Source organism: Modestobacter sp. L9-4 (assembly GCF_019112525.1).
Taxonomy (GTDB): domain Bacteria; phylum Actinomycetota; class Actinomycetes; order Mycobacteriales; family Geodermatophilaceae; genus Modestobacter.
In genome coordinates, this window is the sequence record NZ_CP077800.1 from 594113 (window position 1) to 616387 (window position 22275).

Consider the following 22275-nt stretch of genomic DNA (forward strand, 5'->3'; position numbering starts at 1 on the left):
GTGCGGCGACTGCTGCCCGACCCCGGCCCGCTCGACGGCGACGCCGAGCTGGCTGGGGCCTACCGGCTCCCCGCCGGGCGGCACCTGCGGGTCAACTTCGTCGCTGCGCTCGACGGCGCGATCCGCGTCGACGGGCGCAGCGGCGGGCTCGGCTCCCCCGGTGACCGCCGGGTGTTCCAGGTGCTGCGCGCGCTGACCGACGTCGTGCTGGTCGGGGCCGGGACGGCGGCCGCGGAGGGCTACCGCCCGGTGCTCCCCGACTCCGCGGTCGGGCGGCTGCGGACCGCGCTCGACCGGCCGCCGGTGGCCCCGATCGCGGTGGTGTCGCGGCGGGCGTCGCTGTCACCGGAGGACCAGCTCGTCACCGACGCCGTCGTCCCCACCCTGCTGGTGACCTGCGCGGCCGCCGACCCCGACCGGCTCGCCGCCCTGGCCGCGGCCGGGGTCGTGGTGCTGGTCTGCGGGGACGACGACGTCGACCTGCCCACCGCGCTGGACGGCCTCGCCGACCGTGGCCTGGCGCAGGTGCTGTGCGAGGGCGGTCCGGCGCTGTTCGCCGCCGCGCTGGCCGCCGGGGTGGTCGACGAGCTGGACCTGTCGATCGCCCCGCTGCTGGTGGGCGGCGGGTCCGGTCTGCTGCCCACTCCCCTGCCCGTGCCCGCGGGCGGGCGGCTGACGCAGGTGCTGACCGAGGACGACGTGCTGTTCACCCGGTACGCCCTGGGCAGCTGACGGGCGCACGGCTCAGGCCTGGGCGAACGGGCGTTCCTCGGCCGGCACCGGCACCGGGCGCTCGTCGCGCAGCGGTGACGGCTCGACCCGCAGCACCCGCGCCAGGCCGGCGGGCAGCCACCAGTTCCACTTGCCGAACAGGCTGACCAGCGCCGGCACCAGCAGCGCCCGCACCAGCGTCGCGTCGATGAGGATGCCGACGCCCAGCGCCGTCCCGAGCACCTTGATGTCGACGCCGGGTGAGGACGCCAACGCGGCGAAGGAGAAGAACAGGATCAGCGCGGCGGAGGTGACCAGCCGGCCGGTGCGGCCCAGCCCGGTGACCACCGCCGCCGACGTGCTGCCGGTGTCGTCGTACTCCTCCCGCATGCGGGCGAGGATGAAGACCTCGTAGTCCATCGACAGGCCGAACAGGAACGCGAAGATGATCACCGGCAGCCAGAAGGTGATCGCGCCGGTCGGTGAGACCCCGAACAGGGCGTCGGAGCCGTGGCCCTCCTGCCAGAAGAACGTCACCGCGCCGAACACCGCGGCCAGCGAGACCAGGTTGAGCAGCACCGCCTTGACCGGCAGCAGCACCGACCGGAACGTGCGCACCAGCAGCACGAAGGTGATCAGCGCGATCAGCGCCAGCACGTACGGGAAGTTGTCGTACACGGCCCGGAAGTAGTCCTGCACGATCGCACCGGTGCCGGCGACGCCCACCTCGCCGCCGGTCGCACCCTCGACCGCCGTGCGGACGTCGTCGACCACCTGGTTGCTCGCGCTGTCGACCGTCTCCTGCTCCGGCACCACGTCGACGACCGTCGTGCCGTTCCGGCTGCCGCCCGGCACCGCCATCCGGACGCCGTCCACCCCCGCCGCCGCGTCGGCGGCCGTCCGCGCCTGGTCGTCGGGCACCAGCAGCGCGATGGGGGTGAGCACGCCGCTGCCGACCCCGCCGGCCTCGAGGGTCTGCAGCGCGTCGAAGGACGGCCCGCTGCGCGCCAGCGACCCGGTGTTCGCCTGCCCGATCTTCAGCCCGAACACCGGCGCGATGACCAGTCCGAGCACCACCAGCGCCACGCCCGCGGCCACCCAGCGGCGCCGCACGATCAGCCGCGCCCACGCCGTCCAGCCCCGTGCGGCCACCGCGTCGTGCCGGATCCGCGGCCAGTCGACCCGGGGACCGATCTTGGACAGCAGCGCCGGGAGCAGCGTGAGCACGACGGCCACGCTGACCAGCGGGATGAGCATCCCGCCCAGGCCCATGCTCCGCAGGAACGGCACCGGGACGACGATCAGCGCCAGCAGGCTGATCGCCACCGTCACCCCGGAGGCCAGCACCGCGTGCCCGGCGGTGCGGGCGGCGATCACCACCGCCTCGTCGTTGGTGTGCCCGTGCGCCCGCTCCTCCCGCCAGCGCGACACCAGCAGCAGCGAGTAGTCGATCGCCACCCCCAGCCCGACCAGCGCGATGAGGAACTGCACCACGAAGCTGACGTCGGTCAGGTAGGTCAGCCCCAGCACGAGCAGGAACGTGGTCAGGATCGACACCGCCGCGATGAGCAGCGGCACCAGCGCCAGGAACGACGCGAAGACGAACAGCAGCACGGCGAGCGCACCGACCGCGCCGAACAGCGTCTCGACCAGCACGCTGGGGCCCTCGGTCTCCCCACCGGCGGCCAGCAGCACGTAGGAGGTCAGCCCGGTGTCCAGCCCGGCGGCCGCGGCGGCCTGCTCGAACACCGGCTGCAGCTGTGTCTCGATGCCGGGCCCGAACCCCTGGGGCAGCGGCGCCTGCACCAGGGCGAACGTGCTCCGGCCGTCATCGGTGACGAACCGGGCGTCCCCGGTGCTGGCCAGGTCGACGACCCGCGCCTGCGGCAGCGCGGCACGGACCGCGTCGTACACGCCGGCGACGTCCGCGGCCCGCTCGGTCACGGTGCTGCCCTCGGGCACGGTCAGCACCGGCACCAGGGTGTCGGCGGTGCTCGCGCCGAAGGTGGCGATGAGCTGCTCCTCCGCCTCGTACCCGGGCTGGCCGGGCAGCGAGAAGTCGAAGGTGAGGCGGTCGGTGACCGTGCCGGCGACCGAGCCGCCGGCGACCATGAGCACCAGCCAGCCGAGGACGACGAACAGCCGGTGGCGGATGACGAACCGGGCGAGGGACTCCACGGGTGGCTCCTTGGGCAGCCGGGGACGGGCGATGAGAGCGCTCCCCCCGTGCGCCGGCGACGCTAGCGGTCCCGGCGGCCGCACGGGGCGCTCCCGGCCGCGCCGTCCGCGGGCACGCCCGCGCCACGCCGGGGAACTGCTTGACTGACGCCATGGACCTGCCCGTGAACCCCCCGGTCAAGCCGATGCTCGCCAAGCCCGCGGCCACCCTGCCGGTGGGCGAGGACTGGTTCTACGAGCCGAAGTGGGACGGGTTCCGCTGCATCGTCTTCCGCGACGGCGACGAGGTGGAGCTGGGCAGCCGCAACGAGCGCCCGCTCACCCGCTACTTCCCCGAGGTGGTCGCCGCCGCCCTGGAGCACCTGCCCGAACGGTGCGTCGTCGACGGCGAGATCGTCGTCCCGCGCGGGGACCGGCTGGACTTCGAGTCGCTGCTCCAGCGCATCCACCCCGCGGCGTCCCGGGTGGCGAAGCTGGCCGCGGAGACCCCGGCGTCCTTCGTCGCCTTCGACCTGCTCGCACTGGGCGACGAGTCGCTGATGGACGCCCCGTACGCCCAGCGCCAGCTGCGGCTGCGCGAGGCGCTGGCCGGGGTGCGGGCGCCGGTGTACGTCAGCACCGTCACCGCCGACCCCGCGGTGGGGCAGCGCTGGTTCCGCGAGTTCGAGGGCGCGGGCCTGGACGGGGTGATCGCCAAGCGTGGTGACCAGCCCTACTCCCCCGACCAGCGGGTGCTGGCCAAGGTCAAGCACGTGCGCACGGCCGACTGCGTGGTCGCCGGGTTCCGCTGGCACAAGAGCGGGCCCATCGTCGGCTCGCTGCTGCTCGGCCTCTACGACGACGACGGCACGCTGCAGCACATCGGCGTCGCGGCGTCCTTCACCACCAAGCGGCGCGGCGAGCTGGTCGAGGAGCTGGCCCCCTACCGGGCGCAGGCCCTCGACGGGCACCCGTGGCAGGACTGGGCCAACGCGGTCACCGGCGAGGACGGCGAGCACCGGATGCCCGGGGCGACCAGCCGCTGGAACGCCGGCAAGGACCTGTCGTGGGTGCCGCTGCGTCCGGAGCTGGTGGTGGAGATCCGCTACGACCAGCTGGAAGGCAGCCGGCTGCGGCACACCGGGCAGTTCCAGCGGTGGCGTCCCGACCGCGACGCCCGGTCCTGCACGTACGAGCAGCTGGAGGTGCCGGTGCACTACGACCTCGCCGAGGTGCTGGGCGGCTGAGGCGCGGGGCGTGGCTGCCCGGCACAGCTCCGGCTCCTACCCTGGGGTGATCATGACCGGACACCGCCGCCTGGCCGCCGCCGTCGTCCTGCTCGCCCTCACCCTCACCGGGTGCACCTCCGGAGGGGACGACACGGCCACGGCCGCCTCGTCGTCGGCGGCGCCGGCCGCGCCGGTCGCCCAGCCTGTCCAGTGGACCGACTGCGACGCCGACATCGACACGATCATCGCCGGGCGGCCCGGCGCCGACCGCGACATCGCCTTCTCGTGCGGGACGACGACCGTGCCGGCCAGCTACGACGACCCCGCCGGCGGCCCGCTGGACCTGTTCCTGGTGCGCGCCACGCTGGCCGGGCAGACCGACCGGATCGGCTCGCTCCTGGTCAACCCCGGCGGCCCGGGCCAGTCGGCCACCGACGCGGCGGTGCAGTCGGCCCTCACCCTGCCCGAGGACGTGCTGCGCCGCTTCGACGTCGTCGGCCTCGACCCCCGCGGCGCGGGTCTGTCGACCCCGGTCGAGTGCATCTCCGACCAGCAGAAGGACCAGCTGTTCTCCGTCGACCCGCGCACCGCCGACGCCGCCGCGCTGGACACCGCCTTCGCCCAGGTCGACGCGGTCGCCGCCGGTTGCGCGGACAAGTACAAGGACGCCCTCGGCGCCTTCGACACCGTCGACAGTGCCCGCGACATGGACCTGGTGCGGGAGTCCCTCGGCGACGAGCAGCTGACCTTCCTCGGGTACTCCTACGGGACGACGCTCGGCTCGACCTACGCGGAGCTGTTCCCCGCGCGGGTGCGGGCGCTGGTGCTCGACGGCGCGGTCGACCCCGACGCAGGCGGTCAGGAGTTCGCCGAGCAGCAGGCACAGGGCTTCGAGGCCGCCTTCGACGCGTTCGCCGCCAACTGCACCGGGCTGCTCGCCGGCTGCCCGATCGGCGGCGACCCGCGCGCCTTCGTCACCGACCTGCTGACCCAGGCCGCCACCACCCCGGTCCCGAGCACCCGCGCCGGGGAGACCCGGCAGGCCACCCCCGGGCTGGTGCTCAACGGGATCCGGTCCGCGCTCTACCAGCCGAGCGCCTGGCCGCAGCTGGCCCAGTCGCTGGCCGCCGCCCGCAACGGTGACGCCGCCGGCATCCTCACCCTCGCCGACACATACACCGGGCGCAACGACGACGGCACCTACACCAACGTCGTCGACGCCAACGTGGCCGTGACCTGCGCCGACACCGACGAGCGGTTCACCGCCGACCAGGTGCGCACCGTGCTGGCCGACTGGAACACGAAGTACCCGCTGTTCGGCGCCGACGCCGCGCTGGGGCTCTACACCTGCTCGCCGTGGCAGGCACCCCGCACGCCACTGCCCGCCCGCGACGCCGCCGGCAGCGCGCCGATCCTGGTCGTCGGCACCAAGGGCGACCCGGTCACCCCGCTGGCCGGCGCAGAGGACATGGCCGCGGGCCTGGCGAGCGGCACCCTCCTCACCTGGGAGGGCAACGGGCACACTGCCTATCCCAAGACCGACTGCGTGACGGCGGCGGTGGACGCCTACCTGGTCGACCTGGTCGTCCCGGCCGAGGGGACCACCTGCCCCGCCTGACGCCACCCGCCCGACCGATCGGAGCCGCATGGCCAGCAGCAAGGACGCCGTCGTCCTGACCCTCGACGGGCACGAGGTGCGGGTCAGCAGCCCGGAGAAGCCCTACTTCGGCGACAAGGGCGTCCGCAAGATCGACGTCGTGAACTACTTCGTCTCCGTCGGCGAGGGCATCCTGTTCGCGCTGCGCGACCGGCCGACGACGCTGGAGCGCTGGCCCGGCGGGGTGTTCGAGGGCGCGCGGCTGTCGACCCGGATGGACAACACCGGCGACGCGTTCTACCAGAAGCGGGTGCCCAAGAACGCCCCGGAGTGGGTGCAGACCGCGCACATCACCTTCCCCAGCGGCCGCACCGCCGACGAGATCGCGCCGGACTCCGTCGCCGTCGTCGCGTGGTGCGCGAACCTGGGCACGCTGACCTTCCACCCGTGGCCGGTGACGAAGGCCGACGTCGAGGCGCCCGACCAGATCCGCATCGACCTGGACCCCCAGCCGGGCACCGACTTCTCCGACGCCGTCTGGGTCGCCCCGCACGTGCGGGAGCTGCTGCACGAGTTCGGCATGGAGGGCTGGCCGAAGACCTCCGGCGGGCGCGGGGTGCACGTCTACGTGCCGATCCTGCCGCGCTGGACCTTCCCCGAGGTGCGCCGGGCGGTGATCGCCTTCGGCCGCGAGCTGGAGCGGCGCATCCCCGACCGCGTGACCATGAACTGGTGGAAGGAGGAGCGCGGCGAGAAGATCTTCATCGACTACAACCAGATGGCCCGGGACCGCACGATCGCCAGCGCCTACTCGATCCGGGCGAGGTCGCACGCCCCGGTGAGCGCCCCGGTCGACTGGGACGAGCTGCCCGACGTCACGCCGTTCGACTTCGACGTCCTCACCATGCCGGCCCGCTTCGCCGCCGTCGGGGACAAGCACGCCGGGCTCGCCGACCACGCCTACGACCTGACGCCGCTGGTCGAGCTGGCCGACCGTCAGGAGCGCGACCTGGGCCTGGGCGAGATGCCCTATCCCCCCGACTACCCGAAGATGCCGGGCGAGCCGATGCGCGTGCAGCCCAGCCGGGCGCGGAAGGTGCCGGCGGAGGACGACTGACCGGTGGCCGGACGGCGCTGCGCCACGCAGGTGTCGTGCGCGCTGCGCGGGTAGACCCCGGTCATGGCCACCGACGAGAACACCCCTGACACCGTGAGCAAGGACGACGCCCGGACCGGCCCGATGGGTCAGCGGTTCCTGGCCGGCACGGACACCGTGGCGCTGCGGCTGTGGGACGACCAGCAGCCGGGCGAGGCCGAGCCGCCGGTCGCCCGCGACTACGAGACGGTCGGCTACGTCGTGTCCGGTCGGGTCGAGCTCACCCTCGGCACGACCGTGCTCGACCTGGGCCCGGGTGACTCCTGGGCGGTGCCGCGCGGCGCCGAGCACAGCTACCGGGTGGTCGAGGCGCTCACGGCGGTCGAGGCGACGTCGCCGCCGGCACAGACCCGGCTCTGACCGGCGCGGGCAGGCCGGCCCGGTGCCGGCCTGCTCCCCCGGCGGTGGACCGCCGCGGGGCGGTGGGATGCTCCGGCTGTGAACCAGCTCACCGACCCCGCCGCCGTCGCCGCCGCGCTGGAGGCGACCGGCTACCTGCCCGACGAGGGCCTGGCGACGGCGGCGTACCTGGCGCTGGCCCTGCACCGCCCGCTGTTCCTCGAAGGCGAGGCCGGCGTCGGGAAGACCGCACTGGCCCACGCGCTGGCCGAGGTCACCGGCCGGCCGCTGTACCGGCTGCAGTGCTACGAGGGGCTCGAGGCCAGCTCCGCCCTCTATGACTGGGACTTCGGCCGCCAGCTGCTGCACCTGCGCGCCGCCGAGGCCGCCGGCACCGCCACCGACCCGGCGGAGCTCGAGGCCGGCCTGTACGACCGCCGCTTCCTGCTCGCCCGTCCCCTGCTGCAGGCGCTGGAGGACTCCCCGGCGGTGCTGCTCATCGACGAGGTCGACCGGGCCGACGACGAGTTCGAGGCGTTCCTGCTCGAGATGCTCAGCGACTTCACCATCACCATCCCCGAGCTCGGGACCGTGCGGGCGCAGACGCCGCCGCTGGTGCTGCTCACCTCCAACCGCACCCGCGAGGTGCACGACGCGCTCAAGCGCCGGTGCCTGTACCACTGGCTCGAGCACCCGGACTTCACCCGCGAGGTGGCGATCCTGCGCCGCCGGCTGCCGGAGGTCACCGAGACCCTCGCCCGCCAGGTCGCCTCCGCCACCGCCCGGCTGCGCGCGCTGGACCTGCTCAAGCCCCCCGGTGTCGCCGAGGCGATGGACTGGGCGAGCGCACTGCACGCCCTGGGTGCCCGGGAGCTGGACCCCGACACCGCGGCCCGCACGCTGGGGGCGGTGCTGAAGTACCGCGAGGACGGCGAGCGGGTCCGCGCTGCGGGCCCGGGGGTGCTGTTCGGTGCCGGCTGACGGAGGACCCCGTCCTCCGCACCGCTCGTCGGCCCGCGGCGGGTCTCGGGACAGGGCCGAGCGGGACGTGGTCACGAGCGTGCTCGGGTTCGCCCGCACGCTGCGGCACGCGGGGGTCGCGGCCTCCCCCGACCGGGTGGCGGCGATGCTCGACGCCGTCGCGCACCTCGACGTGCTCGACCCGGCCGCCGTCTACTGGGCCGGCCGGCTGACCCTGTGCGGCAGCCCCGACGACCTGGACCGCTACGACGCCGCCTTCCCCGCCTGGTTCGGCGGCGTGGTCCCGCGTGCCCGCCCGGCCGTCCCGGCCGCGCGGCCGCGGGTGCTGCGCTCCGCGCCGCTGGACACCGGCGCGGGCACACCGGACGGCGAGGAGCCCGACGACCTCGCCACCCGGGCCAGCGGCGCGGAGGCGCTGCGCCACCGGGACGTCGGCGAGCTCACCGCCGCCGAGCGCACCCAGCTGCGGCGGCTGTTCGCCCTGCTCGCCCCGGCCGCCCCGATGCGGCCCTCCCGGCGCCGGCGACCGGCCCCGCACGGCCCGGTGCACGTCGGGCGGACCGTGCGCGCGGCCCTGCGCGACGGCGGGGAGGTCACCCGGCTGGTGCGCCACCGGGCCCGCCCGCGACCGCGCCGGGTGGTCCTGCTGGTCGACGTCTCCGGCTCGATGACCCCCTACGCCGACGCGCTGCTGCGGTTCGCGCACGCCGCCGTCCGGGCGCGGCCGTCCACCACCGAGGTGTTCACCATCGGCACCCGGCTGACCCGGGTCACCCGTGAGCTGCGGCTGCGCGACCCCGACCGGGCGCTGGCCGCCAGCGGGCAGGCGATCCCCGACTGGTCCGGCGGCACCCGGATCGGCGAGGTGCTGAAGGCGTTCCTGGACCGGTGGGGGCAGCGGGGCACCGCCCGCGGCGCGGTGGTCGTGGTGTGCAGCGACGGCTGGGAGCGGGGCGGGGCCGAGCTGCTGGGCGAGCAGATGGCCCGGCTGCGGCGGCTGGCCCACGCGGTCGTCTGGGTCAACCCGCACAAGGGGCGGCCCGGCTACGAGCCGCTCGCCGCCGGCATGGTCGCGGCACTGCCGAGCGTGGACGCCTTCGTGTCCGGGCACAGCATGGCCGCGTTCGAGGAGCTGGTCGGGGTGATCGAGCGGGTCCCGGCTCCGCCCGCCCGCCCGCGGCGGGCCCCCGGCCACCTGCTGCAGGATGACCGCGAGGGGACCCCGTCCCCCGCGCGGCACCGGAGAGGAGCAGTCGGATGAGGGACGTCCTCGAGGACCTCCTCGCCTGGTGGCGGGCCGGGGAGACCGTGGGGGTGGGCACCGTCGTGGATACGTGGCGCTCGGCCCCCCGGCCCGCCGGGGCCGCGATGCTGGTCGGTCCGGGCGGGACCGCGGTGGGCAGCGTGTCCGGCGGCTGCGTCGAGGGCGCGGTCTACGAGCAGGCGACCGACGTCGTCGGCACCGGGACGCCGGTCCTGCAGCGCTACGGCGTGAGCGACGACGACGCGTTCGCCGTGGGCCTGACCTGCGGCGGCGTCCTGGACGTGTTCGTGGAGGCCGTGTCGCAGGAGACCTTCCCCGAGCTCGGGGACGTGGCGGCCTCGGTCGCCGCGCACGAGCCGGTCGCCGTCGTCACCTGCGTCCGCGGCCCGGCCGGCCGGCTGGGCCGGCGGATGGTGCTGTGGCCCGACCGCCGCGCCGGCGGCTTCGGCGAGCAGCACCTGGACGACGCCGTCGCCGACGACGCGCGGGGCATGCTGGCCGCCGGCCGCACCGCCACGTTGGCCTACGGCGTCGACGGCGAGCGGCGCGGGGACGAGCTGACGCTGTTCGTCGCCTCCTACGCCCCGCCGGCCCGGATGGTCGTCTTCGGGGCCATCGACTTCGCCGCGGCCGTCGCCCGGGTGGGGTCCTTCCTCGGCCACCGGGTCACCGTGTGCGACGCCCGCCCGGTGTTCGCCACCACCCGCCGCTTCCCCGACGCCGACGAGGTGGTCGTGGACTGGCCGCACCGGTACCTGCAGGCCGAGGCCGACGCCGGGCGCATCGACGAGCGCACCGTGCTCTGCGTGCTCACCCACGACCCGAAGTTCGACGTCCCGCTGCTGGAGGTCGCACTGCGGCTGCCGGTGGCCTACGTCGGCGCGATGGGCTCCCGGCGGACGTCGGACGAGCGGCTGGAGCGGCTGCGGGAGGCGGGGCTGACCGAGACCGAGCTGTCCCGGCTGTCCTCACCGATCGGCCTGGACCTCGGCGCCCGCACACCGGAGGAGACGGCGGTCTCCATCGCCGCGGAGATCGTCGCCGCCCGCTGGGGCGGGTCCGGGGACCGGCTGACCGGCGGTGCCGGGCCCGTCCACCGCACCGCCGACAGGTGACGGGCGCCACGACAAGTAGTTCACTGCTAAGGGAATCGGGGCTAGGGTCTCGACGAGGTCGCCTGCGGCGGGAGCACCGCGGCCGGCGCCCCACGACGACGCACCACGACGACGCACCACGACGACGCACCACGACGACGCACCACGACGACGCCACCGCGTCGTCGGCGACCGCAGCCCGATCGATCCACCTCACCCCCTGGAGATCGCCATGCCCGCACCGATCGAGGTCCGCAAGGTCCCCCTGCACAACGTCAGCGACGCCTCCGAGCTCGCCGCGCTGATCGACACCGGCGTCATGGAGGCCGACCGGGTGGTCGCCGTCATCGGCAAGACCGAGGGCAACGGCGGCGTCAACGACTACACGCGGATCATCGCCGACCGCGCGTTCCGCGAGGTGCTGCTGGCCAAGGGCAGCCGCTCGGCCGAGGAGGTCGGCCAGATCCCGATCGTGTGGTCCGGTGGCACGGACGGCGTGATCAGCCCGCACGCCACGATCTTCGCCACCCTGCCCGAGGACTCGGTCGAGAAGACCGACGAGCCGCGGCTGACCGTGGGCTTCGCGATGAGCGAGACGCTGCTGCCCGAGGACATCGGCCGGCTCACCATGGTCGAGAAGGTCGCCGAGGGCGTGCGGCGGGCGATGGCCGAGGCCGGCATCACCGACCCGGCCGACGTCCACTACGTGCAGACCAAGACGCCGCTGCTGACCATCGAGACCATCCGGGACGCGCACGCCCGCGGCCAGGAGACCTACTACGACGAGCCGCACGGCTCGATGGACCTCTCCAACGGGACGACGGCACTGGGCATCGCCCTCGCCCTCGGGGAGATCGAGATGCCGGAGCAGAAGCAGGTGATGCGCGACTTCTCCCTCTTCAGCGCGGTCGCCTCCTGCTCCTCCGGCGTGGAGCTGGACCGGGCGCAGATCATCGTCGTCGGCAACGCCCGCGGGCACGGCGGCGCCTACCGGATCGGCCACTCGGTCATGACCGACGCGCTGGACTCCGACGGCATCTGGACCGCCATCCGCAACGCGGGGCTGGACCTGCCCGAGCGGCCGCACACCAGCGACCTGGGCGACCGGCTGGTCAACGTCTTCCTCAAGTGCGAGGCCGACCCGACCGGCTACGTGCGCGGCCGGCGCAACGCGATGCTGGACGACTCCGACGTCTTCTGGCACCGGCAGATCAAGGCCACCGTGGGCGGGGTGGCCGCGGCGGTCACCGGCGACCCGGCCGTGTTCGTGTCCGTGGCCGCGGTGCACCAGGGCCCCTCCGGTGGCGGCCCGGTCGCCGCGATCATCACGGCCTGACCCCTCCGCACGTCCGGCACCGGACCCGCCCGCACGGCTCAGCCGCGCGGGCGGGTCCCGGCCGTCCCCACCCCGCCGGCCGGGGTCGCGCGGCACGTCCCGGCCCGCGTGTCCGGGACGTGTCCCCGCGGACGCACGCCGCCGGAAAAAGCGAGAAGATTTAGCACTGAGGTACTTCCGTCGTAACGTGAGCTGTGACACCTTCCGGGTGCGGCGATCGACGCCCCCGGAACGCGCCCAGGACCTGCCTGCAGCGAGCTCCGGGACCCCAGGTGTCGAGTCCGGTGTCGCACCTGTCGAGGAGGACCTTGTGGCGTTGGGACTGGGCTGGAAGCTCTACGAGGGCGGCAAGACCCCGCCGGTGGACGGGGCGGTCGCGCCGGACGAGCGGCTGTCGTGGCCGCGCACCATCGGCATCGGCGCCCAGCACGTCGTGTCGATGTTCGGCGCGACGTTCGTCTTCCCGCTGATCATGGGCCTGGACGCGAACCTGGCGATCATGATGAGCGGGATCGCCACGATCATCTTCCTGCTGGTCGTGCAGGGCAGGGTGCCCAGCTACCTGGGCACCAGCGCCGCCTTCGTCGGCGGCGTCGTGGCCATCCGGGCCAGCGGGGGCGACTCCGGCGACGTGCTGGGCGCGATCCTGGTCTCGGGCATCGTCCTGGCCCTGGTCGGCGTGCTGATCAGCGCGCTCGGGCCGCGGATGGTCAACGCCGTGCTCCCCCCGGCGGTCACCGGCGCCGTCGTCCTGATCATCGGCTTCAACCTCGCCCCGGTGGTGGCCAACACCTACTGGCCCCAGGACCAGTGGGTCGGTCTGGCCACGATGGCCTTCGTCATCGTCGCCTCGCTGCTGCTGCGCGGCTTCTGGGCCCGCATCTCGATCCTGCTCGGGCTGGTCTTCGGGTACCTGCTGTCCGCGCTGCTGGACGCCACGGCCGGGCCGATCACCTCGGTCCTCGGCGGTGCCACGGAGGCCACCACGCACGACCGGCTGGACCTCTCCGGGGTCGGCACCGCGGACTGGATCGGCCTGCCGACCTTCACCGCGCCCTCGTTCTCGGTGAACTTCAGCCTGCTGGTGCTGCCGGCCGTCATCGCCCTGGTCGCGGAGAACGCCGGCCACGTGAAGGCGGTCGCGGCGATGACCAAGCGGGACCTGGACCCGGTGATGGGCCGGGCGGTCTTCGCCGACGGTCTCGCCACCGTCGTCGCCACCTCGGTCGGCGGCTCCCCGACGACCACGTACGCGGAGAACATCGGCGTCATGGCCGCCACCCGGATCTACTCGACCGCGGCCTACTACGTCGCCGCCGTCGTCGCGCTGCTGCTCGGCCTGTGCCCGAAGTTCGGCGCCCTGGTCAACGCCGTGCCCGGCGGCGTCCTCGGCGGGATCACCGTGATCCTCTACGGGATGATCGGCCTGCTCGGCGTGAAGATCTGGAAGGAGAACCGGGTCGACTTCGCCAACCCGATCAACCTGGTGCCGCTGGCCGCCGGGATCATCATCGGCATCGGCAACGTCCAGCTGGTGTTCAGCGAGAACTACTCGCTCGGCGGCATCTCGCTCGGGTCGATCGTGGCGGTCGCCGGCTGGCACCTGGCCCGCGTCCTGGCCCCGGCCGAGATGCGCACCGCGCTGCTGGCCGAGGCCGGGCCCTACGGCAGCAGCGAGCCGCTGGCCGACCAGTTCGGCCGGCACGGAAGTCCCGACCCCTCCTCGATGGACCAGGTGGGCCGTCGGGGGACGACCGGAGAGGGCACGGTCGGCAGGTGAAGCCGGCCCCCTTCAGCTACGCCGACCCGCGCAGCCTCGACGAGGCGCTCGCGGTCCTGTCGGAGGAGGGAGAGGGCGCCAAGGTGCTGGCCGGAGGCCAGTCGCTGCTGCCGCTGCTGAACATGCGGCTCGCCGCACCGACCACCCTGGTCGACATCAACCGGGTCCCCGGCCTCGACCGCATCGAGGCCGGGGAGGACGGGGTCCGGGTGGGCGCCCTGGTGCGGCACGCCGAGCTGCTCAGGTCGGCCGAGGCGAGCGCCGTCCAGCCGCTGCTGGCCCGGGCGACGGCCAACGTCGCGCACCCGGCCATCCGCAACCGCGGGACGACGGTCGGCTCCATCGCCCACGCCGACCCCTCCGGGGAGATGACCGCCGTGCTGGCGCTCACCGGCGGCTCGGTGACCGTGGCCATGCCCGACGGCTCGTCGTCGGTGGACTGGGCGGAGTTCTTCCTCGGCCCGCTGGAGACCTCGGTGCACGGCCCGGCCGTGGTCACCTCGGCCTTCTTCCCCGCGCTGGCGCCCCGGTCGGGCACCGCGTTCGCCGAGGTGTCCCGCCGCAAGGGCGACTACGCCGTCTGCGGGGCCGGCGTCGTGGTGACCCTGGACGAGGACCGGCGGGTGACCTCGGCCCGGGCCGCCTACATATCCGTCGGGCTGGTGCCCGAGGTGCACGACCTGACCGACGCCGTGGCCGGCCGACCGGTCGACACGGCCGACTGGACCGCCGCCGGCGCGATGGCCCAGGGGCTGGTCGACCCGGACGGCGACCTGCACGCCAGCGCCGACTACCGCCGGCTGCTGGTCGGCGCCCTCACCGCACGCACCCTGGCCTCGGCGGCGGCCGAGGCGCTGGAGCGGTCGGCGTGACACCCGCGCCGCGCCGGGCACGGCCCGCACTCCCCACCGCACCACCCGACCAGCCAGGAGGCCGGCCATGAGCACCAGCACCGGACGGAGCACCAGCACCGAACGGACCGTCACGGTCACGGTGAACGGCGTCCCGCAGCAGGTCACCGTCCCGGTCCGGCGACTGCTGTCGGACGCCCTGCGCCACGACCTCGGCCTGACCGGCACCCACTCCGGCTGCGAGCACGGCGTCTGCGGCTCCTGCACCGTGCTGGTCGACGGCGCGCCGGTGCGGTCCTGCCTGGTGCTCGCCGTCCAGGTCGACGGCGCCGCGGTCACCACGGTCGAGGGGCTGAGCCGGTCCGACCACCAGGGCGGGCAGGTGCTCCACCCGGTCCAGGAGGCGTTCCGGGAGTGCCACGCCCTGCAGTGCGGCTACTGCACGCCGGGCTTCCTCACCACCATCGCCGCCGGCCTGGACGCCCGGGACCCCGCGGTCCCGATCACCGAGGACGAGGTCGACGAGCTGGTCGGCGGCAACCTCTGCCGCTGCACCGGCTACGCCAACATCAAGAAGGCCTGCCGGCACGCCGCCGAGCAGATGCGCACCGCCGCGGAGGCGACCCGGTGACCACGAAGCTGTTCGGCGAGCCGGTCCGCCGGCGGGAGGACGCCCGGCTGATCGTGGGCCAGGGCCGCTACCTCGACGACATCGGCTCCGGCGCCTATGCCGCGGCCTTCGTCCGCAGCCCGTACGCCCACGCCCGGGTGGTCGACATCGACGTCACGGCGGCCCTCGAGGTGGACGGGCTGCTGGCGGTCTACACCTACGAGGACCTCACGGGCCCGATGGCCGAGCCGCTGCCGGTGCTCATCCCGCACCCGCAGCTCACCCACGCCCGCACCGGGTACACCCTCGTCCGCGACGTCGCCCACCACGTCGGCGAGGCCGTGGTCATGGTGGTGGCCGTCGACCGGTACGTCGCCGAGGACGCCGCTGCGCTGATCGAGGTCACGTACGAGGAGCTGCCCGTGGTGGTCGGCGTCGACGCCGCCGAGGCCGCGGTGCACGCCGTCCACCCCGACGTCCCGGACAACGTGGCCGCCCGGCACCACCAGGAACGCGGCGACGTCGAGGCCGCCCTGGCGGCGTCGGTGCACACGCTGAGCTTCACCCAGTACTTCGAGCGCAGCGCGTCCATGCCGATGGAGGGCAAGGGCGTGCACGCCCGCTGGGACGCCGACGACTCCGCGCTGCGGGTGCACTCCAGCACCCAGGCCTCCACCTCGGTGCGCGCGGCGATCGCGGCGAAGCTGGAGCTGTCGCTGGAGAAGGTCGAGGTCATCGCCCCCGACGTCGGCGGCGGGTTCGGCGTCAAGATCATGCACCCGTGGCCGGAGGAGCTGCTGGTGCCGATGGCGGCCATCAAGCTCGGTCACGAGGTGAAGTGGGTCGAGGACCGCCGCGAGCACTTCATCTCCAGCGCCCACGAGCGGCAGCAGCGCCAGGAGGTGTCCGTCGGCTACGACGACGACGGCCGCATCACCGCCCTCGACGTCCTGGTCTGGCACGACAACGGCGCGTACACGAACTACGGGATCATCGTCCCGATCAACACCGCGACCCAGCTGTGCGGGCCCTATGACATCCCGGTCTACCGGGCACGGGTCAACAGCGTCTACACGAACACCGTGCTGGTCACCCCGTACCGCGGGGCCGGGCGTCCGCAGGGCACCTTCGTCATGGAACGCACCATGGACCGGATCGCCCAGGAGCGCGGGCTCGACCGGCTGGAGGTGCGGCGGCGCAACCTGATCCAGAACGACCAGTTCCCCTACGACTGGGGCATGACCTTCCAGGACGGCCGGCCGCTGGTCTACGACTCCGGCAACTACCCCGGCCTGGTCGACAAGCTCGAGGCGCTGGTCGACTGGCCCGGCGTCGAGGCGCGGCGGGCCGAGGCCGCCACCCGGGGCAAGCTGCTGGGCGCCGGGATGGCGATGTACGTCGAGGGCACCGGCCCGGGGCCGTACGAGGGCGCGCACGTCGAGGTGCTCGGCAGCGGCAAGGTGCTGGTCTCCACCGGGCTGACGTCGCAGGGCCAGGGCCACGAGACGGTGTTCGCCCAGCTGGCGGCGTCCGAGCTCGGCGTGCCCCTGGAGGACGTCGAGGTGACCACCGGTGACACCCGGCGCTTCGGCTACGCGGTGGGCACGTTCGCCTCCCGGGCCGCGGTGGTCAGCGGCAACGCGGTCGCGCTGGCGGCCAAGGGGGTGCGGGAGAAGGCGCTGCGCATCGCCGCGGAGCTGCTGGAGGCCGACCCCGGCGACCTGGAGATCGACGAGGGCCTGGTCCAGGTCAAGGGGACGCCGGGCGCCTCGATCCCGCTGCGCACGGTCGCCGTGCTGTCCAACCCGCTGCGGTACGCCTTCGACGAGGCGGCCCGGCAGGCCACCCAGTTCGCCGGGCCGGGCGACGACTCCAAGCCGCCGATCGCGGTCGGGGACTCCCCCGGCCTGGAGTACACCGACTACTACTCCCCGCTGCGCTCGACGTTCGCCGCCGGCGCCCACGCGGCCGTCGTCGAGATCGACCCGGCGACCTGGGAGATCGACGTCGTGCAGTACGCCGTGGTGCACGACTGCGGCAACGTGGTCAACCCGATGATCGTCGAGGGCCAGGTGCAGGGCGGGGTGGCCCAGGGCGTGGGCGGGGCGCTGTACGAGCGGATGGCCTACGACCGCGACGGGCAGCTGCAGAACGCCTCGTTCATGGACTTCCTCATGCCCTACGCCAGCGAGGTCCCCGACGTGGACATCGACCACCAGGAGACGCCCTCACCGCTGAACCCGCTGGGGATCAAGGGCGCCGGCGAGGCCGGGGTGATCCCCGGCTCGGCCGCCATCGCCTCGGCCATCGAGGACGCCGTGGGCCGACGGATCGCCGCGATGCCGATCAGCCCCACCGAGCTCTACGACCTGATGCGCTCCGACGGCGAACAGGTGCCCCGCCTCCCCACTGCGACAGGAGTCCCCGCGTGAACCTCGACGGCAGTGCGGTGCTCAGTGCCCCACCCGAGGACGTGTGGTCGGTGATCACCGACCCGGCCGTGCTGGCCCGCACCATCCCCGGCTGCCTCTCCCTGGACCAGGTGGGCGAGGACAGCTACACGATGTCCGTCTCGGCCGGGGTGGGCGCCATCCGCGGCACCTACGCCGGTGAGGTCCGGCTCGCGGACATGAACCGGCCCTCCTCCTACGTCATGCACGCCAGCGGGTCCGGCGGCCCGGGATCGGTGCGGGCGACGGTGCAGATCGGGCTGGCCCCCTCCGGCGAGGGCACCGAGCTGACCTGGTCGGCGGACGCCGTCGTCGGCGGTGCGGTCGCCGGGGTCGGCCAGCGGATGATCTCCGGCGTCGCCAAGCGGATGGCCGGGCAGTTCTTCTCCGCGATCGACGGGGAGCTCACGAACCCGGGTCGGTCGGACGACGCCGAGGCACCGTCGGCGGTGGCGAGCGCAGCAGCGGTGTCCTCGACCGGCGCCGAGGGGCAGTCGGCCTCCCAGGCCCCGTCGTCCCCGTCCGCTCCCCCGGCCCGGCGGTCGCCGTCGGCCCGGCCGGTGGCGGCCTCGGGCGGGTGGGTGCCCGGCGAGGCACGGCCGCTGCTGGTCGGCGTGGCCGGCGGTGGCCTGCTGACCCTGCTCGGTGTCTGGGTCGGGTCCCGCCTCGGTCGCGGCCGCTGACGCCCGGTCCGGTGCGGCCGCCCCGGCGCCGCACCGGACCGGCGTCCTCCCGGACCCTTCCGCCCACACCATCTCAACGCTGAGGTAAATTGCATGGGGACACCAGCCCGCGCCCGCCAGATCCGCATCGGCATCGACACCGGCGGGACGTTCACCGACGTCGTCGCCGTGGACGAGGAGACCGGCCGCACGGCCACGACCAAGACGCCCTCGACCCCGGCCGACCCGGCCGAGGGGTTCCTCACCGGGGTCCGCAAGGTGCTGGACCTGTTGGGGCTGGACGGCTCGAGCGTCACCGCGGTGAGCCACGGGACGACGGTCGCGACCAACCAGCTGCTGGAGGGCAAGCTCGACCGGATCGGCTTCATCACCACCGAGGGCTACGAGTCGGTGCTGGAGATCGCCCGCCAGTCGGTGCCCGACGGCTACGGCAACAGCTACTTCTGGGTCAAGCCGCCGCGGATCGTGCCGGCGGACCTGGTGCGCACGGTGCGCGGCCGGCTCGACGTCTCCGGCGCCGAGGTGCGCCCGTTCTCCCGCGAGGACGCCGTCGCCGCCGCCCGGTTCTTCCGCGACGCCGGCATCACGACCATCGGCGTCTGCTTCCTGCACTCCTACGCCGACGACGCCCACGAGCGCGCCATGCTCGAGGTCCTGCGCGAGGAGTGCCCGGACGCGGTCGTGTCCATCTCCAGCGAGGTGCTGCGCGAGTACCGCGAGTACGAGCGCTCGGTGACCACGCTGGTCGACGCCGCGGTGAAGCCGCGGGTCGGCGCCTACGTGCGCAACATCCGGCACCGGCTCGACGAGCTCGCGCCGGGGGTGCCGTTCTACGTGATGAAGAGCAACGGGGGCGTGCTGTCGGCCGCCGAGGTGGTGCACCAGCCGATCACCACGATGCTGTCCGGGCCGGCCGCCGGGGCGCTGGGCGCGGCCCTGATCGCCGGGGTCGCCGGGTTCGACCGGGTGCTCACCTGCGACGGCGGGGGCACCTCCACCGACGTCACGGTGGTCGTCGACGGCCAGCCCACGCTCACCACCGAGGGCTCGGTCGGCGACTACCCCAGCAAGATCCCGATGATCGACGTCGTCACCGTCGGGGCCGGTGGCGGGTCGATCGCCTGGCTGTCGCCGGAGGGCACGCTCAAGGTCGGACCGAAGTCCGCGGGCGCCGACCCCGGCCCGATCTGCTACGCCAACGGGGGCGAGGAGCCCACCGTCACCGACGCCCACGTCGTCCTCGGCCGGATCCCGCCACACCTGCTCGGCGGGGAGATCCCGCTGTCGGTCGACGCCGCCCGCACCGGGCTCGAGGCGCTCGGCACCACGCTCGGGCTCACGGTCGAGCAGGCCGCGACCGGCATCCTGGAGATCTCGGCGTGGAACCAGGCCAACGCGCTGCGGCAGGTCACCGTGGCCCGGGGCCTCGACGTCCGCGACTTCACGCTCACCACGTTCGGCGGCTCGGGCTCGCTGCTGGCCTGCCGGCTGATGGACGTCCTGGGCCTGCCGCGCACGCTGGTCCCCCCGAACCCGGGCAACGTCAGCGCGTTCGGGCTGCTCACCGTCGACGTCCGCAACGACTACGTGCAGACGATGGTCTCCCGGCACACCGACCTGGACCTGGACCGGCTGCGGGCCGGCTACGTCGACCTCGAGGCCCAGGCGGCTGCGGCGCTCGAGGGCGAGGGCTTCGGCCCGGCCGCCCAGCGGATGCAGCGCAACGCCGACCTGCGCTACGTCGGTCAGGCGTTCGAGGTGCGGGTGCCGGTCCCCGACGGCGAGCTGGACGAGGAGGCGACGGAGCAGACGGCGCAGGCCTTCCACGCCGCGCACCGCCAGCTCTACGGCTACGACTTCTCCGACGACCCGCGCCAGGCGGTGGAGTGGGTGAACCTGCGGGTCACCGGCATCGGCCCGATCCGCCGCCCCGACGTCGTGGAGCTGCCCGCCGGGGACGGCGGTCCCGACCGCGCGGTCACCGGACGGCGCCGGGTCTTCTTCGACGACTGGGTCGACACCCCGACCTACGACCGGACGGCGCTGACCCCCGGCGACGTGGTCCCCGGCCCGGCGATCGTCGAGGAGTTCGGCTCGACCGTGCCGGTGCACCCCGGCTTCTCCGCCGCGGTCGACGCCCACGGCAACCTGCTGCTCACCAAGGAGGCCCAGCGATGAGCAAGCCCCAGGCCGACCCGGTGCTCGTCGAGATCGTCGCGGGCACGCTGGCGGCGATCGAGAAGGAGGTGGAGACGTCGATCGGGCGCACCTCCCGCTCGCCGATGATCCGGGACGCCCACGACTTCCGGGCCGGCATCCACGACCGGCAGATGCGCAAGCTCACCGGGCGCTCGTACTCCGCGCTCGTGCAACCGGTGGTGCGCGACTACCCGATCGCGACCATGGCCCCGGGCGACGTGTACTTCCACAACGACGTCTACCTCTCCGAGGGCGGGATCGGCCACCTGCCCGACCTCTGCGTCACGGTCCCGGTGTTCGCCGACGTCGACGGCGCGCCCACCGTCGTGGCGTTCGTGCAGGCCTTCGGGCACCACGACGACATCGGCGGCGCGGTGCCGGGCTCCATGCCGTCGGCGGCGACCAGCGTGTTCGAGGAGGGGCTGATGGTCCCTCCGATCAAGCTGTGGGACCGCGGAGTGCCCAACGAGAGCGCCCTGAAGATCATGACCCGCAACTCGCGGATGCCGGACTCGCTGGCCGCGGACCTGGACGCGGAGTGCTCGGCCTGCCTGGCCGGCGCCCGGCGGCTCGGCGAGCTGTTCGACCGCTACGGCGTCGAGGCGATCGAGGCCTGCTTCGAGGCCACCCTGACCAGCTCGACCGAGGTGTACCGGCGGGAGGTGCTGTCCCAGATCCCCGACGGCACCTACGTGTGGGAGGACTACGCCGAGCACGACGGCGTCGACGAGCCGCAGCTGCACCGGCAGCGGATCACGCTGACCATGGACTCGACCGCCGACGTCCCGCTGGTCATCGACTTCACCGGCACCGGCCCGCAGGCCAAGGGCCCGATCAACCACTGCGGCGACTACGCCGACGGCAACTTCCTCAAGAAGTGGCTGGCGCCGGTCCTGCGCAACCTCGCCGCGACGCCGGAGCGGATGGCGCAGCTCGACGTCAACGAGGGCGTCGTCCCGCTCATCGAGATGCGCTTCCCGGAGAAGGGCACGCTGCTCACGCCGGTCTTCCCCGCACCCACCAACGCGCGGACCTTCGTCATCCTGCGCCTGCTCGGGGTGCTCGCCGGCGTCCTGGCCAAGGCCACCGGCGGCCGGATGCCCGCCGACCAGGAGACCATCCGCTACACCGGGGTCTACGGCACCGACGCCGACGGCGAGCCCTACCTGATGCGCGAGGTGCTGGGCGGTGGGTCCGGCGGGCGCTACTACGCCGACGGGGAGGACACGATCCACGTCGTCCCGGACTCCCGGAACCTGCCGACGGAGTTCACCGAGTCCCGGTTCCCGCTGCGGATCGAGCGGCTCGCGCTGGCGCAGGACTCCGGCGGACCGGGCCGGTACCGCGGGGGCTGCGGCTACGAGAAGGACATCCGGGTGCTGCGCGACGCCCACTTCATGTCCATCGCCGACCGCTCGATCCTGTCCTGCTGGGGCGTCAAGGGCGGCAAGGCGGGCCGGCCGTTCTCCATCACCGTCGACCCCGGCGGGCCCGACGAGCACGAGGTCGACGCCCTCGCCGACGCCGAGCCGCTCAGGGCCGGCACCGTCGTCCGGGTGCGGACGACGGGCGGCGGCGGCTGGGGCGACCCGCTGGAGCGCCCGGTCGACGAGGTGCTCCAGGACATCGCCTGGCGCAAGGTGAGCGTCGACGGCGCCCGCCGCGACTACGGCGTGGTGGTGCGCGAGGACGGCTCGGTCGACGCCGACGCCACCGACCGGCTGCGTGCCGAGGTCCGGGGAGCCCGACCCGACGTCGAGCCGTTCTTCGACCGCGGTCCCGGCTACGCGCTGCTGTCCGGTGGCGCCTCGGCCAACGAGTTCGACTTCCTCTGAGCC

17 protein-coding genes are annotated in these 22275 nt (G+C 74.0%); 16 read left to right on the forward strand and 1 reads right to left on the reverse strand.

Translation table 11 applies throughout. The features are described from left to right. Entirely contained in the window at positions 1 to 732 is a 732-nt protein-coding gene (locus KUM42_RS02810; RefSeq protein ID WP_237494805.1) for a dihydrofolate reductase family protein, read from the forward strand. 12 nt (positions 733 to 744) lie between these two features. Here KUM42_RS02810 and KUM42_RS02815 read toward each other — a convergent pair whose 3' ends face one another. Beyond that, positions 745 to 2889: an MMPL family transporter gene (locus KUM42_RS02815; protein WP_237494806.1), complete on the reverse strand. Its 2145-nt coding sequence runs from the start codon at positions 2887 to 2889 to the stop codon at positions 745 to 747. A gap of 152 nt (positions 2890 to 3041) precedes the next feature. On the opposite strand from KUM42_RS02815, the gene KUM42_RS02820 reads away from it, so the two are divergent. From KUM42_RS02820 to KUM42_RS02890, 15 genes are all read left to right on the forward strand, one after another. Further along, a complete protein-coding gene (locus KUM42_RS02820; protein WP_237494807.1) occupies positions 3042 to 4115 on the forward strand; it encodes an ATP-dependent DNA ligase in 1074 nt (357 codons plus the stop codon). Positions 4116 to 4167: 52 nt separating this feature from the next. Beyond that, a complete protein-coding gene (locus KUM42_RS02825; protein WP_237494808.1) occupies positions 4168 to 5715 on the forward strand; it encodes an alpha/beta hydrolase in 1548 nt (515 codons plus the stop codon). A gap of 28 nt (positions 5716 to 5743) precedes the next feature. After that, positions 5744 to 6811 (forward strand): non-homologous end-joining DNA ligase, encoded by a 1068-nt coding sequence (ligD, locus tag KUM42_RS02830; RefSeq protein WP_237494809.1) that lies wholly within the window; start codon positions 5744 to 5746, stop codon positions 6809 to 6811. A gap of 63 nt (positions 6812 to 6874) precedes the next feature. After that, positions 6875 to 7210 (forward strand): cupin domain-containing protein, encoded by a 336-nt coding sequence (locus KUM42_RS02835; RefSeq protein WP_237494810.1) that lies wholly within the window; start codon positions 6875 to 6877, stop codon positions 7208 to 7210. Positions 7211 to 7288: 78 nt separating this feature from the next. Beyond that, positions 7289 to 8170 (forward strand): MoxR family ATPase, encoded by an 882-nt coding sequence (locus KUM42_RS02840; RefSeq protein ID WP_237494811.1) that lies wholly within the window; start codon positions 7289 to 7291, stop codon positions 8168 to 8170. Between the two features lie 67 nt (positions 8171 to 8237). Next, the gene (locus tag KUM42_RS02845) at positions 8238 to 9431 is read left to right on the forward strand and encodes a VWA domain-containing protein (protein WP_237494812.1); all 1194 of its coding nucleotides are present in this window, start codon (positions 8238 to 8240) and stop codon (positions 9429 to 9431) included. Beyond that, a complete protein-coding gene (locus tag KUM42_RS02850) occupies positions 9428 to 10549 on the forward strand; it encodes an XdhC/CoxI family protein (RefSeq protein WP_237494813.1) in 1122 nt (373 codons plus the stop codon). The genes KUM42_RS02845 and KUM42_RS02850 overlap by 4 nt, the downstream gene beginning before the upstream one ends. 211 nt (positions 10550 to 10760) lie before the next feature. Next, entirely contained in the window at positions 10761 to 11864 is a 1104-nt protein-coding gene (locus tag KUM42_RS02855) for a ring-opening amidohydrolase (RefSeq protein WP_237494814.1), read from the forward strand. Between the two features lie 310 nt (positions 11865 to 12174). Next, positions 12175 to 13644 (forward strand): uracil-xanthine permease family protein, encoded by a 1470-nt coding sequence (locus KUM42_RS02860; RefSeq protein ID WP_237494815.1) that lies wholly within the window; start codon positions 12175 to 12177, stop codon positions 13642 to 13644. Further along, the gene (locus KUM42_RS02865; protein ID WP_237494816.1) at positions 13641 to 14516 is read left to right on the forward strand and encodes a xanthine dehydrogenase family protein subunit M; all 876 of its coding nucleotides are present in this window, start codon (positions 13641 to 13643) and stop codon (positions 14514 to 14516) included. The genes KUM42_RS02860 and KUM42_RS02865 overlap by 4 nt, the downstream gene beginning before the upstream one ends. A 67-nt stretch (positions 14517 to 14583) precedes the next feature. Then, positions 14584 to 15126, forward strand: coding sequence for a (2Fe-2S)-binding protein (locus KUM42_RS02870; protein ID WP_237494817.1), 543 nt, complete (start codon positions 14584 to 14586; stop codon positions 15124 to 15126). Further along, a complete protein-coding gene (cutA, locus tag KUM42_RS02875) occupies positions 15123 to 17537 on the forward strand; it encodes an aerobic carbon-monoxide dehydrogenase large subunit (protein WP_237494818.1) in 2415 nt (804 codons plus the stop codon). Before KUM42_RS02870 ends, cutA begins: the two co-directional genes overlap by 4 nt. After that, positions 17534 to 18238, forward strand: coding sequence for a carbon monoxide dehydrogenase subunit G (locus tag KUM42_RS02880; protein ID WP_237494819.1), 705 nt, complete (start codon positions 17534 to 17536; stop codon positions 18236 to 18238). Before cutA ends, KUM42_RS02880 begins: the two co-directional genes overlap by 4 nt. Before the next feature lie 93 nt (positions 18239 to 18331). Then, complete coding sequence (locus KUM42_RS02885; protein WP_237494820.1) at positions 18332 to 20416, forward strand: hydantoinase/oxoprolinase family protein; 2085 nt, start codon at positions 18332 to 18334, stop codon at positions 20414 to 20416. Beyond that, a complete protein-coding gene (locus tag KUM42_RS02890; protein ID WP_237494821.1) occupies positions 20413 to 22272 on the forward strand; it encodes a hydantoinase B/oxoprolinase family protein in 1860 nt (619 codons plus the stop codon). The genes KUM42_RS02885 and KUM42_RS02890 overlap by 4 nt, the downstream gene beginning before the upstream one ends. Positions 22273 to 22275: the final 3 nt, after the last annotated feature.

What these genes read in the sequence shown, in the direction of transcription:
- KUM42_RS02820 (WP_237494807.1), top strand. Translation starts at nt 3,042, where the DNA reads ATGGACCTGCCCGTGAACCCCCCGGTCAAGCCGATGCTCGCCAAGCCC.
- KUM42_RS02825 (WP_237494808.1), top strand. Translation starts at nt 4,168, where the DNA reads ATGACCGGACACCGCCGCCTGGCCGCCGCCGTCGTCCTGCTCGCCCTC.
- ligD (WP_237494809.1), top strand. Translation starts at nt 5,744, where the DNA reads ATGGCCAGCAGCAAGGACGCCGTCGTCCTGACCCTCGACGGGCACGAG.
- KUM42_RS02835 (WP_237494810.1), top strand. Translation starts at nt 6,875, where the DNA reads ATGGCCACCGACGAGAACACCCCTGACACCGTGAGCAAGGACGACGCC.
- KUM42_RS02850 (WP_237494813.1), top strand. Translation starts at nt 9,428, where the DNA reads ATGAGGGACGTCCTCGAGGACCTCCTCGCCTGGTGGCGGGCCGGGGAG.
- KUM42_RS02855 (WP_237494814.1), top strand. Translation starts at nt 10,761, where the DNA reads ATGCCCGCACCGATCGAGGTCCGCAAGGTCCCCCTGCACAACGTCAGC.
- KUM42_RS02870 (WP_237494817.1), top strand. Translation starts at nt 14,584, where the DNA reads ATGAGCACCAGCACCGGACGGAGCACCAGCACCGAACGGACCGTCACG.
- KUM42_RS02885 (WP_237494820.1), top strand. Translation starts at nt 18,332, where the DNA reads ATGGGGACACCAGCCCGCGCCCGCCAGATCCGCATCGGCATCGACACC.
- KUM42_RS02890 (WP_237494821.1), top strand. Translation starts at nt 20,413, where the DNA reads ATGAGCAAGCCCCAGGCCGACCCGGTGCTCGTCGAGATCGTCGCGGGC.